Raw genomic sequence first — 13971 nt, forward strand, 5'->3', positions numbered from 1 at the left:
TCTGAAGAACCACCGCCCCTAAGGGGGTCCGTCGGCCCGCGAGTTTCGCGCACCGGCGTGCAATATTTTTTGGGGTTGCGGGTTTGGTGTCGAAAGTGGGGGTCACATGTTCGAAAGCCTGAGCTCGAAACTGGGCAATGTGTTCGAACGCCTGACGGGGCGCGGCGCGCTGACCGAGGCCGACGTCACCGAGGCGCTGCGCGAGGTTCGCGTCGCTCTGCTCGAAGCCGACGTCGCCCTGCCGGTGGTGAAAGAATTCATGGGCCGGGTGAAGGCCCGCGCCGTCGGGACCGAGGTGATCAAGTCGGTCAGCCCCGGCCAGATGGTCGTCAAGATCGTCCATGACGAACTGATCGACACGCTGGGGACCAAGGGCGTCGAGCTGAACCTCAACGCCACCGCCCCGGTGGTGATCCTGATGGTCGGTCTCCAGGGTTCGGGTAAAACCACCACCTCGGCCAAGCTGGCGGTGCGGCTGAAGAAGGACCGCAAGAAGGTCCTGCTCGCCTCGCTCGACGTCTATCGTCCCGCCGCGCAGCGTCAGTTAGAAATTCTGGCCGGACAGGCCGAAGTCGGCTCGCTGCCGATCGTGATGGGCGAGATGCCGGTGGCGATCACCCATCGCGCTCTCGATGTCGGCCGCAAGGAAGGCTACGACGTCGTTATTCTCGACACTGCCGGTCGCCTCCATATCGACCAGGAGCTGATGGCCGAAGTCGCCGAAGTCCGCGACGTCGCCCAGCCGACCGAAACCCTGCTGGTCTCCGACGCGATGACCGGTCAGGACGCGGTGACCTTGGCGCGCGAATTCAACGAGAAAGTCGGCGTTACCGGCATCGTGCTGACGCGGATCGACGGCGATGCCCGTGGTGGTGCCGCTCTGTCGATGCGCGCCGTTACCGGCCGTCCGATCAAATTCCTTGGCGCGGGCGAAAAGCTCGACGCGCTCGAAGTGTTCCATCCCGATCGTGTCGCCGGTCGCATTCTCGGCATGGGCGACATCGTCTCCCTGGTCGAAAAGGCGATGGAGACGATCGAGAAGGAAGAGGCCGAGCGTCTCGCCAAGCGTATCGAAAAAGGCAAATTCGACCTGGACGACATGCGTAAGCAATTCGCCCAGGTGCGGAAGATGGGCGATCTGAAGGGCGTGATCGGGATGTTGCCGGGTGTCGGCAAGATGGCCGCCGCGATGAAAGACGCCAGTGTGGACGAGAAGCTGTTGGCCCGTCAGGAAGCAATCATCCTGTCGATGACGATGGCGGAACGCCGCAATCCCGACCTGATCAAGGCGTCGCGCAAAAAGCGTATCGCCGCAGGCTCCGGTGTCGACGTCCAGGAAGTCAACAAACTGCTCAAGCAGTACATGATGATGTCCGACGTTATGAAAAAAGTATCCAAGCTGGGTCAAAAAGGGCTGATGCGCCACGGCATTGCCGGGCTTCTGCCCCCCGGTGCGAGAATGGGGCGGTGATCTCCGCCCGTATTATTGGTTCGAACGAGAGGAAGACCCAAGGATGGCTCTGAAGATTCGCCTTTCCCGCGGCGGCGCCAAGAAGCGCCCGTTCTACAAGATCGTGGTCGCCGACGCGCGTTCGCCCCGCGATGGCCGCTTCATCGAGAAGGTGGGCACCTACAACCCGATGCTGCCGAACGAGAACGGCCAGCGTCTGATCCTGGACCAGGAGCGGGTGAAGCATTGGCTGTCGGTCGGCGCCCAGCCGACCGAGCGTCTGGTTCGCTTCTTCGCCGATCTTGGCCTGGTTGCCAAGCCCGAGCGTGCCGAGCAGACCAAGCAGCCGCAGCCGAAGGCCAAGGCGCAGCAGCGCGCCAAGGAACAGGCCGAGCGCGCCGCCGCTGCCGCGTCCGCCGAGTAAGACGTGCCGATGTCGCCTCGTGTCTGCGTCGGAATCGTGGTTGGCGCGCAAGGGGTGCGGGGTGCTGTCCGCGTTAAAAGCTTCACCGAGGACCCGGCCGATATCGGCCGGTACTCCCCGGTGGAGGATGAGGGCGGCAGCCGCAAGCTGAAGTTGGCGGTGGTCGGAGAGGCCAAAGGCGTGGTGATTGCCACGCTGGACGGTATCTCGGATCGCAATGCCGCCGAAGCTTTGCGCGGGACCCGGTTGTATGTCGATCGCGACCGCCTGCCCGGGACGGATGAGGACGAGTTCCTCTATTCCGACCTGATCGGGCTGGTGGCCGAGGCCCCGGACGGAACCCGTCTGGGAACAGTTGCCTCGGTCGGCGATTTCGGTGCGGGCGACGTGCTGGAAATCACGCTCGCGGATGGGGGAACGATGATGGTTCCCTTCTCGCGGGCCGATGTTCCGGTGGTCGATGTCGCGGGCGGACGGCTGGTGGCGGTGCCCCCGGTCTATGCTGCTGTCGACGAGAACGAGGAAAAAGAAGCCAGTGGACGCTGAGACTAAGCGGCCCTGGCGGGCGACGATGCTGTCAATCTTCCCCGAAATGTTTCCGGGGCCGCTGGGGATGTCCCTGGCCGGTCGCGGGCTGGAGGAGGGGATTTGGGCATTGGATGCCGTCGATATCCGGAGCTTCGCCACCGACCGTCATCGGTCGGTCGACGACACTCCCTTCGGCGGCGGCGCTGGCATGGTGATGCGTCCCGATGTGCTTGATGCCGCGATTCGCGGCGCGGGCGGCGAGGGGCCGTTGATCTACATGTCCCCGCGCGGTCGGCGGCTCGACCAGCCTTTGGTGCACGAGCTGGCGGCAGGGCCTGGGGTCAGGGTGTTGTGCGGGCGCTTCGAAGGGGTCGACCAGCGTGTGCTGGAGGCTCATGGAGCGCTCGAAATCAGCGCGGGGGATTTCGTCCTGTCGGGCGGAGAACTGGCGGCGCTGGTGATGTTGGACGCGGTGGTGCGGTTGTTGCCCGGTATCGTGGGCGCGGCCGAATCGCTGGCGGAAGAGAGCTTCGAGTGGGGATTGCTGGAATATCCCCATTATACCCGCCCCCAGATTTGGGATGGCCGGGCGGTGCCGGAGGTTTTGCTGTCCGGTCACCACGAGAAGATTCGCGTCTGGCGGCGGCGTCAGGCGGAGGAGATAACCCGGCGGCGCCGGCCCGATCTGTGGGATCGGTATGTTGCCGCCATTGACGTGAGCGAGGGTTGAGCCATGGTGAACATCATTGAGCAGCTCGAAAAGGAGCAGATCGAGAAGCTGACCGCCGAACGCGGCGTGCCCAGCTTCGCGCCCGGCGACACGCTGAAGGTGAACGTGAAGGTCATCGAAGGCAATCGCGAGCGTGTCCAGGCCTATGAAGGCGTGTGCATCGCCCGCAAGAACGACGGGATCAATTCCTCCTTCATCGTGCGGAAGATTTCTTACGGCGAAGGCGTCGAGCGTATTTTCCCGCTCTACTCGCCCAACATCGCTTCGATCGAAGTGGTGCGTCGTGGCGACGTGCGGCGCGCGAAGCTGTACTATCTGCGGGATCGTCGCGGCAAGTCCGCCCGTATCGCCGAGCAGACCACCGGTCATTCCGGCAAGGTGGCCGCCGCCGAACGTGCCGATGCCGCCGCCGCCAAGGCGAAGGCGAAGGAATAACCTAGACCTGATCGGGCCCTCGTCCGTCCCGCCCGCCTTCTTTCAGAGGAAAGAATGCGGGCGGGGTCGGGATGCCCGATGGTCGGGTGCGGCCTCGTTGCCCGGAGGTCCCGGACGCGATGTCGAGGCCGTGCCGTATTTCAGGAAATCGATATGGCCAAGCCCCGCACGCTGTTCGACAAAATCTGGGACGCCCATCTGGTGGACGTCCAGGATGATGGTACCTGTCTGATCTATATCGACCGCCATCTGGTCCACGAAGTCACCTCGCCGCAGGCCTTCGAAGGGCTGGAACTGGCGGGCCGCCGCGTCCGCCATCCCGGTCAGACGCTGGCGGTGGCCGACCATAACGTGCCGACCACCGACCGTTCGCGCGGCATCGAAAATCCCGAAAGCCGCCTCCAGGTCGAAACCCTGGCCGCCAATGCCGCTCGCTTTGGCATCGACTATTACCCGATGGACGATATCCGTCAGGGCGTGGTCCATATCGTCGGGCCGGAACAGGGCTTTACCCTGCCGGGCACCACTATCGTTTGCGGCGATTCCCATACCTCGACCCACGGTGCCTTCGGCTCGCTGGCGTTCGGCATCGGCACCTCGGAAGTCGAGCATGTGCTGGCCACCCAGACCCTGGTGCAGAAGCCCGCCAAGAACATGCGGATCACGGTGAAGGGCAAGGCCCCCGCCGGTGTCACCGCCAAGGACATCGTGCTGGCGATCGTCGGCAAGATCGGCACCGCCGGTGGTACCGGCTATGTGATCGAATATGCCGGTGAAGCGATCACCGATCTGTCGATGGAAGGCCGGATGACCGTCTGTAACATGACGATCGAGGCGGGCGCGCGCGCCGGTCTGATCGCCCCGGACGAGAAGACCTTCGCCTATGTTGCGGGCAAGCCGCGCGCGCCGAAGGGTGCCGCGTTCGAAGCCGCCGTTGCCTATTGGAAGACGCTGCACACCGATGCGGACGCGGTTTTCGATGTCGAAATCGAGATTGACGCCGCGACCCTGGTGCCGCAGGTGACCTGGGGCACCAGCCCCGAGGACGTGATTGCGATCACCGGCACCGTGCCGAACCCGGCCGATATCGCCGACGAAGGCAAGCGCAAGGCGGTTGAGCGCTCGATCGCTTATATGGGCCTGACCGCCGGGATGAAGGCCACCGACATTCCGATCGACGTCGTGTTCATCGGCTCGTGCACCAACGGCCGTATCGAGGATTTCCGTGCCGCCGCTGCGGTGTTCCAGGGCCGCAAGGTCGCTCCGGGCGTCCAGGTTCTGGTCGTTCCCGGTTCGGGTCTGGTCAAGGAACAGGCGGAAGCCGAAGGCCTCGACAAGATCTTCATCGAAGCCGGAGCGGAATGGCGTGAACCGGGCTGTTCGATGTGTCTGGCGATGAATGCCGACCAGTTGAAGCCGGGCCAGCGCTCTGCCTCGACCTCCAACCGTAATTTCGAGGGGCGCCAGGGACGTGGCGGCCGCACCCATCTCGTCTCTCCGGCGATGGCGGCGGCGGCGGCGATCACCGGCAGGCTGACGGACGTGAGAGGGCTCTAACGCCATGGACAAATTCACCGTTCTTACCGGCGTCGCGGCGCCGTTGCCGATGATCAACGTCGATACCGACATGATCATCCCCAAGCAGTTCCTGAAGACGATCAAGCGGACTGGTCTCGGCAAGAACCTGTTCGACGAGATGCGCTATACCCAGGACGGCAAGGAAGTCGCCGACTTCGTGCTGAACAAGGCGGCGTATCGCTCGGCCTCGATCCTGGTCTCGGGTGCTAATTTCGGCTGTGGCTCGTCGCGCGAACATGCGCCGTGGGCGATTCTCGATTTCGGCATTCGCTGCGTCATCGCTCCCAGCTTCGCCGACATTTTCTATAACAACTGCTTCAAGAACGGCATTCTGCCGATCAAATTGCCGCAGGAGCAGGTCGACAAGCTGATGGACGACGCCAATCGCGGTGCTAACGCGGTGGTGACGGTCGATCTCAACAAGCAGGTCATCACCGGCCCCGATGGCGGCTCTATCTCCTTTGAGATAGATCCGTTCCGCAAGCACTGCCTGCTGAACGGGCTCGACGACATCGGATTGACGTTGCAGCGTGATGCCAAGATCGCTTCGTTCGAGGAGACTCGGCGGGTGTCCTATCCCTGGCTGTAAGCAATCCTGCCATTTCATGACAGAGGTTGACGCCAACCCACGAAGGGTCTAGGCAGCAGCCTTACGATATAATTTGGGAGTCTAGCATGGCCGCCAAGAAACTTCTGATCCTTCCCGGCGACGGTATCGGCGTCGAAGTGATGGCGCAGGTGCGTCGTATCATCGACTGGCTGGGCAAGCGTCGGAAGATTGAGTTCGATCTGTCCGAAGGGTTGATCGGCGGAGCCTCCTACGACGTCCACGGCACGCCGCTGTCCGATGGGACTTTGGCCGATGCGCTGGCCGCCGATGCGGTTCTGCTCGGCGCCGTCGGCGGGCCGAAGTGGGACAATCTGCCGTTCCAGTTCAAGCCCGAACGCGGTCTGCTCAAGATTCGCAAGGAAATGGGCCTGTTCGCCAATCTGCGTCCGGCCACCGTGTTCGACGCTCTGGCCGAAGCCTCGACCCTGAAGGCTGAGGTCGTGGCCGGGCTCGACATCATGATCCTGCGCGAACTGACCGGCGGTCTTTATTTCGGCGAGCCGCGTGGAATCGAGACCCTGCCCGACGGATCGCGCAAGGGCGTCAACACCTTGGTCTACACCACCGAGGAAGTCCGCCGGATCGGCCGCGTCGCCTTCGAACTCGCCCGCAAGCGCAACAAGCGGGTCTGTTCGGTCGACAAGGCCAACGTGCTGGAATGCACCGTGCTGTGGCGCGAAGAGATGATCAAGCTCCAGCAGGAAGAGTTCCAGGACGTCGAGCTGTCGCACATGTATGTCGATAACGCGGCGATGCAGCTGGTTCGCAATCCCAAGCAGTTCGACGTGATGGTCACCGAAAACATGTTCGGCGACATCCTGTCCGATTGCGCGGCGATGCTGACTGGCTCGCTGGGTATGCTGCCGTCGGCCTCGCTGGGGGCTGCCGACGCCTCGGGCCGTCGTCGTGCTCTGTACGAGCCGGTGCATGGCTCGGCCCCGGACATCGCCGGGAAGGACATGGCCAACCCGCTGGCCACCATCCTCTCCTTTGCGATGTGCCTGCGCTACTCGTTCGATCTCGCCGAAGAGGCGGACATGATCGAAGCGGCGGTGAAGGCGGTGCTGAAGGGCGGTCTGCGCACCGCCGACATCATGCAGGTCGGCAAGGCCAAGGTCTCGACCACCGTGATGGGCGAAGCCGTGGTTCGCGAACTCGATAAGATGATCTGATCGCTCTCGGGCGATTGGGTCTGACCGAAAGAAGGGCGGGGCCGTTTGGTCCCGCTCTTTTTTATTGGTGGCAGGGACTGTCGCCGCGCCCTTCTCGCGCTGCGACGAAAAAATAGCGTCTATCTCGGTCACGCGCCGGACGCTACACTCTGGTTTTCGTGTTTTTGCAAGCTGTACCAAGGACATCGACGGTGAGTACCCCGGGACGGATCAGGATCGGCGTTGCCGCGCCCAGCAATCGAATTGCCCCCTCTTTGCCGGAAAATCTCGCGGCGGCGGCGGCCCGTCTCAGCCCGGAGCGGCCGCCGGAAATCTGGTTCCATCCGCAATGCTTCGCGTCGAGCGGCCATTTCGCCGGAACCGATTCCGACCGGGCCACCGCGTTTCTCGATATCGCCAATGACGAGCGCTTTGACGTGCTGTGGTTCGGACGCGGTGGCTATGGTGCGTTCCGCCTGATCGAAACGGTGTTGCCCCGCCTCAACGCAGCGGCGCGGCGCAAGCTGTATCTCGGCTATAGCGATGCGGGCGCGATGCTGGGGGCGCTGTATGGGGCCGGGATCGGACAGGTCGCCCATGGCCCGATGCCCGCCGACCTCAACCGCCAAGGCGGCGAAGCGGCAATCGGCCGCGCTCTGGCCTTTTTGACCGGGGGGGATGCGTCCACGCTGGAATCCTCGATCTGTCCGGGCGTACCGCAGGCGGCGTTCAACATCACCATTCTGGCCCACCTGATCGGCACCCCCTATCTGCCCGATCTGACTGGCCACGTCCTGATGCTGGAAGAGGTGGCCGAACCGATGTACCGGATCGACCGGGCGCTGGGTCAGATCGTTAGCACCCCGGCGCTGCGTCAGGTGGCGGGGATCCGGCTGGGACGCTGTGGTGCGATCCCGGCTAACGATCCCGAGTTCGGTCAGACCGAGGAACAGGTCGTCCGCTATTGGTGCGACCGCTCCGGCATTCCTTATCTCGGCCGCGCCGATATCGGCCACGATATCGGCAATAAAATCGTTCCCTTTGGGGTGTGGCCGACCTAGCCGCGGCCGCGTGGCGGGATTACCGCCCCATCACCACCCTGACCTGATGGCGAAAGCCGGAGAGAACCCGGCGTTCGAATTCGGGCAGCGATAATTGCGCCAGTGATTGCAGCAGCGCCGAGCGCAGCGCGACATGATAGGCGGCGTGCACCCGGCAGCCGCCACCGGGCAACGGTTCGAAGCTCCAGATCAGGCGGAACTGGGTGAACGGGGCTTGGCGCGAGGTGATTTCCAGCCGATGGGGGCGGTCGAGCACGGCGCGGGTCTGGAAATGGGCCTGGATCGGCCCGGCGCCAAAGGCATTGTCGACGTCGAGCGCGTTGCCGTCGCGGCGACGGATGCGGGCGGTACGACAGAACGGGAGGAAGCGGGGATAGGATTCGATATCGACGGCGATATCGAACATCTGTTCGCAGCTATAAGCGGGGAAATCGAGGCTCCATTGACCGGCGAGGGGATGGGTCATCGTGGCTCAGTCGGACAGGTTACGGATATTGCGAACGAAGATGTTGAGCAGGCCCCGGATGAACGGATCGGCCTTGGCCAGCTTTTCGCGGAAGGTATCGCGCGAGATGACGATACAGGCCACATCGGTCCGGGCGATCGCGGTCGCCATCCGGGGTTTGTCGTCGATCAGAGCCATTTCGCCCAGTAATTCACCCTTGCCGATCGAGGCGACGATCGCACCGTTCTTGATGATGTCGACCAATCCGTCCTGGATCAGAAAGGCGCGATCTCCCTCATCCCCTTCCTTCAGGATTTTGGTCCCGGCGTAAAAAACCTTGCGCTCCAAAATCCTGTCGTTGTTCATTCTCGCCACCTTCACCCGACGCTGGGTTGATTTTATGCGGGATCGCCTTCCCTGTCATCCATCCCCGCAAAGGCCGGTTCCCCCGCAGCGGCGATTGCCCCGGTCGGGCGGGGGCGTTTATAGTAGCGCCATGAACGGTTCTCCTGCCCATTTCCCCGTGCGGCTGGTCGTGCTCGTGGCCCTGGCCGGGCTGGTGGCTGCCTGCGAGCCTAGTTGGAATTCTCGTGTGCCGGTGACATCGGGGCCATCCGGGGCGGCCTCGTCGTCGCGTCCGGCTGCGGTGACGGTTGTGTCGGGTGATACCGTCTATTCGATCGCCCGCCGCTATAATCTGTCGGTCCGCGATCTGATTGACGCCAACCGGCTGGAGCCACCCTATCAACTCAGTCCCGGACTGGTGCTACGGCTGCCCGGCGGTGGCACCGATTACGTGGTGCAGAAGGGCGACACCCTGTTGGGGCTGGCGCGCCGCTTCAAGGTCGATTTCAATTCTCTGGCCGCCACCAACAACAAGACACCGCCCTATATCGTGCGGGTCGGCGAACGGCTGACCCTGCCGGGCAGCGAACGCGACGGCGCACCGAGTCAACCGTCCCCTCAGACCGCAACCGCCAGTACCGCGACCCCCGCGCCCGCGCCGACGACGGCCCCGGCGGCGGCGGCATCCTCGCCTGCTCCGGGCCGACTGGTGATCTCTTCGCCTCATGCCGAGGGGGGAGGGACGACGGTTGCGCCGCCCCCGCCGCCGCCGCGCGACACCCTGGCCAATATCCCGTCGCCCTCCGCGTCGGGGGATCAGGCCAATGGGCAAATCCCGCTCCAGCCCTCCGCGCCTGGGCCTGCGTCCGCCCAGCCCCCCGCCTCGCCTCAAACCGCGGCGGCAGCCCCGGTCGATGCGACACCGCCTGCTCGCTCCTCGGGGGCGTTCCTGTGGCCGGTCAAAGGGGAGGTGGTCGCCGAGTTCGGTCCGTTGCCGGGCAAGGGGCAGCATAATGACGGCATCAATATCGCGGTGCCGCGTGGAACCCAGGTCAAGGCGGCGGAAAACGGGGTGGTGGTGTATGTCGGCAACGAGCTGAAGGGCTTTGGCAACCTTCTTCTCATCAAACATGCCGATGGCTGGATGACTGCCTATGCCCATACCGAACAGATGAAAGTCCGGCGGGGTGACCGGGTGCGGCGCGGCCAGGTGATCGCCACCGTCGGCAGTTCGGGCAACGCCGCCCTGCCGCAATTACATTTCGAAATCCGCCGTGGCACCGAGGCGGTTAACCCGCTGGAACATCTTCAGGACAAGGTGTCGGCAGCAGCAGGGGCGGGGGCTAACTCTTTCTCTTGACCTTCGGGCGGTCAGGGATGATATCGGGGGGATGAGCGATCCTGTCCCGCCCCGTCATCCCGAGAAAGTCAATCGGCCAGACCGTCCCAGCCCGCCCAAACCGGCCTGGATCCGGGTCCGTGCCCCGGTTTCGACCGAAGCGGTCGATGTCGCCCGGCTGATGCGCGAAAACCGGCTGCACACCGTGTGCGAAGAAGCCGCCTGCCCCAATGTCGGCGAATGCTGGGGGCGGCACCATGCCGCCTTCCTGATCCTGGGCGATATCTGCACCCGCGCCTGCGCCTTCTGCAATGTCCGCACCGGCCGCCCCGGTGCCGTCGATTCCGACGAGCCCGAGCGGCTGGCCGCTTCGGTGGTGGCGATGGGGCTGCGCCACGTCGTGATTACCTCGGTCGATCGCGACGATCTCCCCGATGGCGGCGCTGGTCATTTCGTCGCCTGCATCGAGCGGATTCGCGCCGCCAGCCCCGATTGCACCATCGAAGTGCTGACCCCCGATTTCCGCGACAAAGGCGATGCGGTCGAGCGGGTCGCCACGGCCCGGCCCGACGTCTTCAATCATAATCTGGAGACGGTGCCGCGCCTCTATCCCTCGATCCGCCCCGGTGCCCGCTATTTCGTGTCGTTGCGGCTGTTGCAGCGCGCCGCCGAGGCAAATCCCGGGATCATCACCAAATCCGGGCTGATGGTCGGATTGGGTGAAACGCGCGAGGAAGTGTTACAGGTCATGGATGATTTGCGTGCCGCTGGAGTTGCCGCGCTGACCATCGGCCAGTATCTTCAGCCAACGCCCAAACATGCCCCAATCGAACGTTATGTGACCCCGGAGGAATTCGACGATTTCGCCGCCCAGGCCCGGGCCAAGGGCTTTGCGATGGTGGCCGCGACGCCGCTGACCCGCTCATCCCATCATGCCGACCGTGACTTCGAGGCCCTGCGCGCTCTGCGTGCGCAGGCCGCATCCTAGAGGACTTCATGCCCACTCATGCCGAAAAGCGTATCCTGCCTTACGCTCCCGAGAAGCTGTACGCGATGGTTGCCGATGTCGAGCGCTATCCTGACTTCCTACCCTGGTGTGTGGCGTCGCGAATTCGTCGGCGAGAGGGCAACGTGTTTTTTGCCGATCTGGTGATCGGCTTTAAAATGGTGCGCGAGCGCTTCACGTCAAAGGTTACCCTGGACCCCAACCACCGCGTTGACGTGACCTATACCGAAGGCCCGTTCCACTATCTGAATAACCATTGGGTATTCAACCCGATGCCCGACGGCACCACCGAAATCGATTTTTATGTCGATTTCGAGTTCCGCTCGAAACTGCTCCAGACCCTGATCGGCGCGCTGTTCAACGAAGCGGTTCGGTTGATGGTCTCGGCCTTCGAACGCCGCGCCCGCCAGCTTTACGGGGCCGATACGCTGCCGCGTTCAGTCTGATCGGAAGGGGGCCGTCCCTCCCGACTCGGGGAGGGGCACCGCCTATCCCGATGGCTGGGCGAGGTCTTGCAGCGAGTCCGGTCGGGTCAGGGTGATCTGGCCCCGCCCCAGCGCGACCATTCCAGCTTGTTCCCATTTCGACAGGACTTTGTTGACGCTTTCCCGGCTGATGCCGAGATGGTCGGCCAGTTCCTGTTGCGACAGGCGGATTGTCGGGGTCGAGTCCGGATCGACGCGGGTCGACATTGTTCCCGCCAGCACCAGAAGATGCTTGGCCAGCCGTCCCGGCAGCGACAGGAACACGACGTCTTCGAGCAAATCGTCGGCCCGGCGCAGCCGCTCGCACAGCACCCGCAGCAGATGCAGCGCCAAGGCGGGATGGCGGTCGAGGCAATCGATCACGTCGCGGCGGTCGAGCGCCAGCAATTCGCTCGGTTCCAGCGCGGTGGCGTCGGCCGAGCGGCGTCCGCCGTCCAGCACCGCGATTTCGCCGAACAATTCCCCCGATTTAATCAGTCCGTAGGTGACCTCGCGTCCCTCGGGCGACAGGGCGCTGATGCGGATGACCCCTTGGGCGACCAGATAGAGGCGGTCGCCGGGGTCGCCTTTGGCGAACAATTGCTCGCGCACCGCGACGCGGATCGTTCGGGTCTTGGCCGCCAGTTCGTCGAGCAGGGTAGAGGGAACCCCAGAAAACAACGAGGTTTGTGACAACATCTCGCGGCGGCGAAGAACGGATTCATTCATGGGGCGGGCTGGTCTCCGTGGGCGGGGCAGTCGGGGCAGGGGCTTCGCGGACGAGTCTGAAACCACCGCCCCCAGGATGCTCCTGGCGGGATGCTGAACGCATCAAGCTTTAGCCCATATGGCGCAGCCGGTCGAGATACTGGTCGACTTCGGTGCGCATGATCGCCGCTTTGACCGAGAGGGCGTCCGCCGAGCGGTTCAACTCACCTGCGGCGGAACTGGAGACGGTCAGAGCTTCGATCGCGCTGTTGACCGAAGCGGTGACCGATTTTGCTCCCGATGCCGCTTCGCCGACGTGATTGGCGATGATCGCGGTGGCGCTGGTCTGGGCCTCAACCGCCTCGCGGACCTCGGTTGCGACGACATTGATCCCCGCGACCGAGGTTACCGTGCTGGTAATGGTGCTGACGGCGTCGTTGGTGGCGCGGATCGCTTCCTCGACCGAGGCGGCAATCTCCTGAGTGGCGCGGCGGGTCTGTTCCGACAATTTCTTGATCTCGTCGGCGACGACGGCAAAGCCGCGCCCGGCTTCTCCAGCCCGGGCGGATTCGATGGTGGCGTTCAGCGCCAGCATCCGGGTCTGGCGGGCGATTCCTTCGATGGTCTGCCCGATTCGGCCGATCCGGCTGGCGACCTCCAGCAGGTGGCGCATCGCCGCGTCGGTGGCCTGAGCGGTCCCGGCGGCTTGGGCGGCTGCTTCCGAGGTGCGGACCACGCTGTCGCGGATGTCGCCGATCGATTGGGCAAGCTGAGAGGTGTTGCTGGAGATGTTATCGACGCTGTAGGAGGCTTCCTCGGCGGCGGCGGCCATGTTGACCGTCTCGAAATCCATATGCGACAGCCGACTGAGCATTTCGTCGGAATGGCTTTTCAATGAGAGGGCCATCGCCCCGACTTCTTCGACCACCTGCTTGATCGAGCGTTCAAAATTCGACGCCAGATCCTGAACCATCTTGGCGCGGTTCTGCGTCGCGGCGGCGAAGTAATCGTGGGTGACCACCGAGACATCCAGCATCACCACCCGAAGCACGATTCCGGCCAGAGCGGCCGATCCCCGCTTGGTTCCGGCGATCTGCTCCAGCGCCCGCGAGGCTCCGGCACTGGCCATCGCCTGATACCAGTTCGCGCCAAGATCCATATAGGCCAGCATGAAGCCCAATTGCTGGGCGGTGGCGTTGTAATCAGCGGTGAATTCGCCGCGATAAAGGTGACGCCAATGTTCTTCCAGCACGCCGGCCAGGGTGGACCGGGCATCGCCGGTCAGCTTGTCGCCAAAGGGCGGGAAGGCACTGACCCAGGTCAGGCTGTCGCCGACCAGCGTCCCCATCGCATCGACCAACGCAATCGTGGCGGAGCGCAAGGTCTCGCTGTCTTTGTCCTCGACCGCGAACAATGCCTTGGTCTGCGCCACCCGCTCCTGCACGCTGAGGGTCGGGGGAAGCCCGGCACTGGACACAGGCTCGTCGTCGATCTCGAAGAATAGATCGGCGTCGTTCCCGGCCGGACTCGCAGCGGGAGCGGCGGGGGCCGGTGCGTCGTCGAACAGTTCGAAATCGTCACTCATTCACTGACCGTGATATTGGGGTGAGCGCCACGCCCCCGCGGGGTGGCGACAACAACGCCGGATTGTGGAGCGGCGTACATCACTGCGTTCATGGGGGTAAAGAGTAACGGCC

At 63.9% G+C, this 13971-nt stretch carries 16 protein-coding genes; 12 read left to right on the forward strand and 4 right to left on the reverse strand.

From position 1 onward, the window contains the following. The first annotated feature begins 106 nt into the window (after positions 1–106). The 9 genes from ffh to K678_RS11525 all read left to right on the forward strand — a co-directional run bounded on the left by ffh (position 107) and on the right by K678_RS11525 (position 7967). The gene (gene ffh / locus K678_RS11485; RefSeq protein ID WP_021132622.1) at positions 107–1471 is read left to right on the forward strand and encodes a signal recognition particle protein; all 1365 of its coding nucleotides are present in this window, start codon (positions 107–109) and stop codon (positions 1469–1471) included. A gap of 43 nt (positions 1472–1514) precedes the next feature. Next, positions 1515–1874 (forward strand): 30S ribosomal protein S16, encoded by a 360-nt coding sequence (rpsP, locus tag K678_RS11490; protein WP_021132623.1) that lies wholly within the window; start codon positions 1515–1517, stop codon positions 1872–1874. A gap of 9 nt (positions 1875–1883) precedes the next feature. After that, on the forward strand, positions 1884–2420 hold the full coding sequence (rimM, locus tag K678_RS11495) for a ribosome maturation factor RimM (protein ID WP_021132624.1): 537 nt from the start codon (positions 1884–1886) through the stop codon (positions 2418–2420). A gap of 25 nt (positions 2421–2445) precedes the next feature. After that, positions 2446–3132: a tRNA (guanosine(37)-N1)-methyltransferase TrmD gene (trmD, locus tag K678_RS11500; protein ID WP_039852928.1), complete on the forward strand. Its 687-nt coding sequence runs from the start codon at positions 2446–2448 to the stop codon at positions 3130–3132. Positions 3133–3138: 6 nt separating this feature from the next. Then, positions 3139–3567, forward strand: coding sequence for a 50S ribosomal protein L19 (gene rplS, locus K678_RS11505; RefSeq protein WP_081504484.1), 429 nt, complete (start codon positions 3139–3141; stop codon positions 3565–3567). Positions 3568–3720: 153 nt separating this feature from the next. Continuing rightward, positions 3721–5124 (forward strand): 3-isopropylmalate dehydratase large subunit, encoded by a 1404-nt coding sequence (gene leuC, locus K678_RS11510; protein WP_021132626.1) that lies wholly within the window; start codon positions 3721–3723, stop codon positions 5122–5124. A gap of 4 nt (positions 5125–5128) precedes the next feature. Continuing rightward, positions 5129–5734: a 3-isopropylmalate dehydratase small subunit gene (gene leuD / locus K678_RS11515; RefSeq protein WP_021132627.1), complete on the forward strand. Its 606-nt coding sequence runs from the start codon at positions 5129–5131 to the stop codon at positions 5732–5734. 86 nt (positions 5735–5820) lie between these two features. Then, complete coding sequence (gene leuB, locus K678_RS11520) at positions 5821–6927, forward strand: 3-isopropylmalate dehydrogenase (protein ID WP_021132628.1); 1107 nt, start codon at positions 5821–5823, stop codon at positions 6925–6927. Positions 6928–7118: 191 nt separating this feature from the next. After that, a complete protein-coding gene (locus K678_RS11525) occupies positions 7119–7967 on the forward strand; it encodes an LD-carboxypeptidase (RefSeq protein ID WP_021132629.1) in 849 nt (282 codons plus the stop codon). Between the two features lie 19 nt (positions 7968–7986). Here K678_RS11525 and K678_RS11530 read toward each other — a convergent pair whose 3' ends face one another. Beyond that, entirely contained in the window at positions 7987–8433 is a 447-nt protein-coding gene (locus K678_RS11530; protein WP_021132630.1) for a type II toxin-antitoxin system RatA family toxin, read from the reverse strand. Between the two features lie 6 nt (positions 8434–8439). Next, positions 8440–8778 (reverse strand): cyclic nucleotide-binding domain-containing protein, encoded by a 339-nt coding sequence (locus tag K678_RS11535; RefSeq protein ID WP_021132631.1) that lies wholly within the window; start codon positions 8776–8778, stop codon positions 8440–8442. A gap of 130 nt (positions 8779–8908) precedes the next feature. Between K678_RS11535 and K678_RS11540 the strand changes: the two genes are divergently transcribed. From K678_RS11540 to K678_RS11550, 3 genes are read left to right on the forward strand one after another with little or no spacing between them, the layout of a single operon-like run. Continuing rightward, positions 8909–10117, forward strand: a complete 1209-nt coding sequence (locus K678_RS11540) for a peptidoglycan DD-metalloendopeptidase family protein (RefSeq protein WP_039852933.1) — start codon at positions 8909–8911, stop codon at positions 10115–10117. Between the two features lie 31 nt (positions 10118–10148). After that, on the forward strand, positions 10149–11084 hold the full coding sequence (gene lipA, locus K678_RS11545; RefSeq protein ID WP_021132633.1) for a lipoyl synthase: 936 nt from the start codon (positions 10149–10151) through the stop codon (positions 11082–11084). 8 nt (positions 11085–11092) lie between these two features. Beyond that, complete coding sequence (locus tag K678_RS11550; protein WP_021132634.1) at positions 11093–11548, forward strand: type II toxin-antitoxin system RatA family toxin; 456 nt, start codon at positions 11093–11095, stop codon at positions 11546–11548. Positions 11549–11590: 42 nt separating this feature from the next. Here K678_RS11550 and K678_RS11555 read toward each other — a convergent pair whose 3' ends face one another. Beyond that, on the reverse strand, positions 11591–12295 hold the full coding sequence (locus K678_RS11555) for a Crp/Fnr family transcriptional regulator (RefSeq protein ID WP_021132635.1): 705 nt from the start codon (positions 12293–12295) through the stop codon (positions 11591–11593). 109 nt (positions 12296–12404) lie between these two features. Continuing rightward, positions 12405–13859 (reverse strand): methyl-accepting chemotaxis protein, encoded by a 1455-nt coding sequence (locus K678_RS17795; protein ID WP_021132636.1) that lies wholly within the window; start codon positions 13857–13859, stop codon positions 12405–12407. Positions 13860–13971: the final 112 nt, after the last annotated feature.

It is taken from the genome of Magnetospirillum fulvum MGU-K5 (genome assembly GCF_000442515.1).
GTDB classification, from domain to species: domain Bacteria; phylum Pseudomonadota; class Alphaproteobacteria; order Rhodospirillales; family Magnetospirillaceae; genus Phaeospirillum; species Phaeospirillum fulvum_B.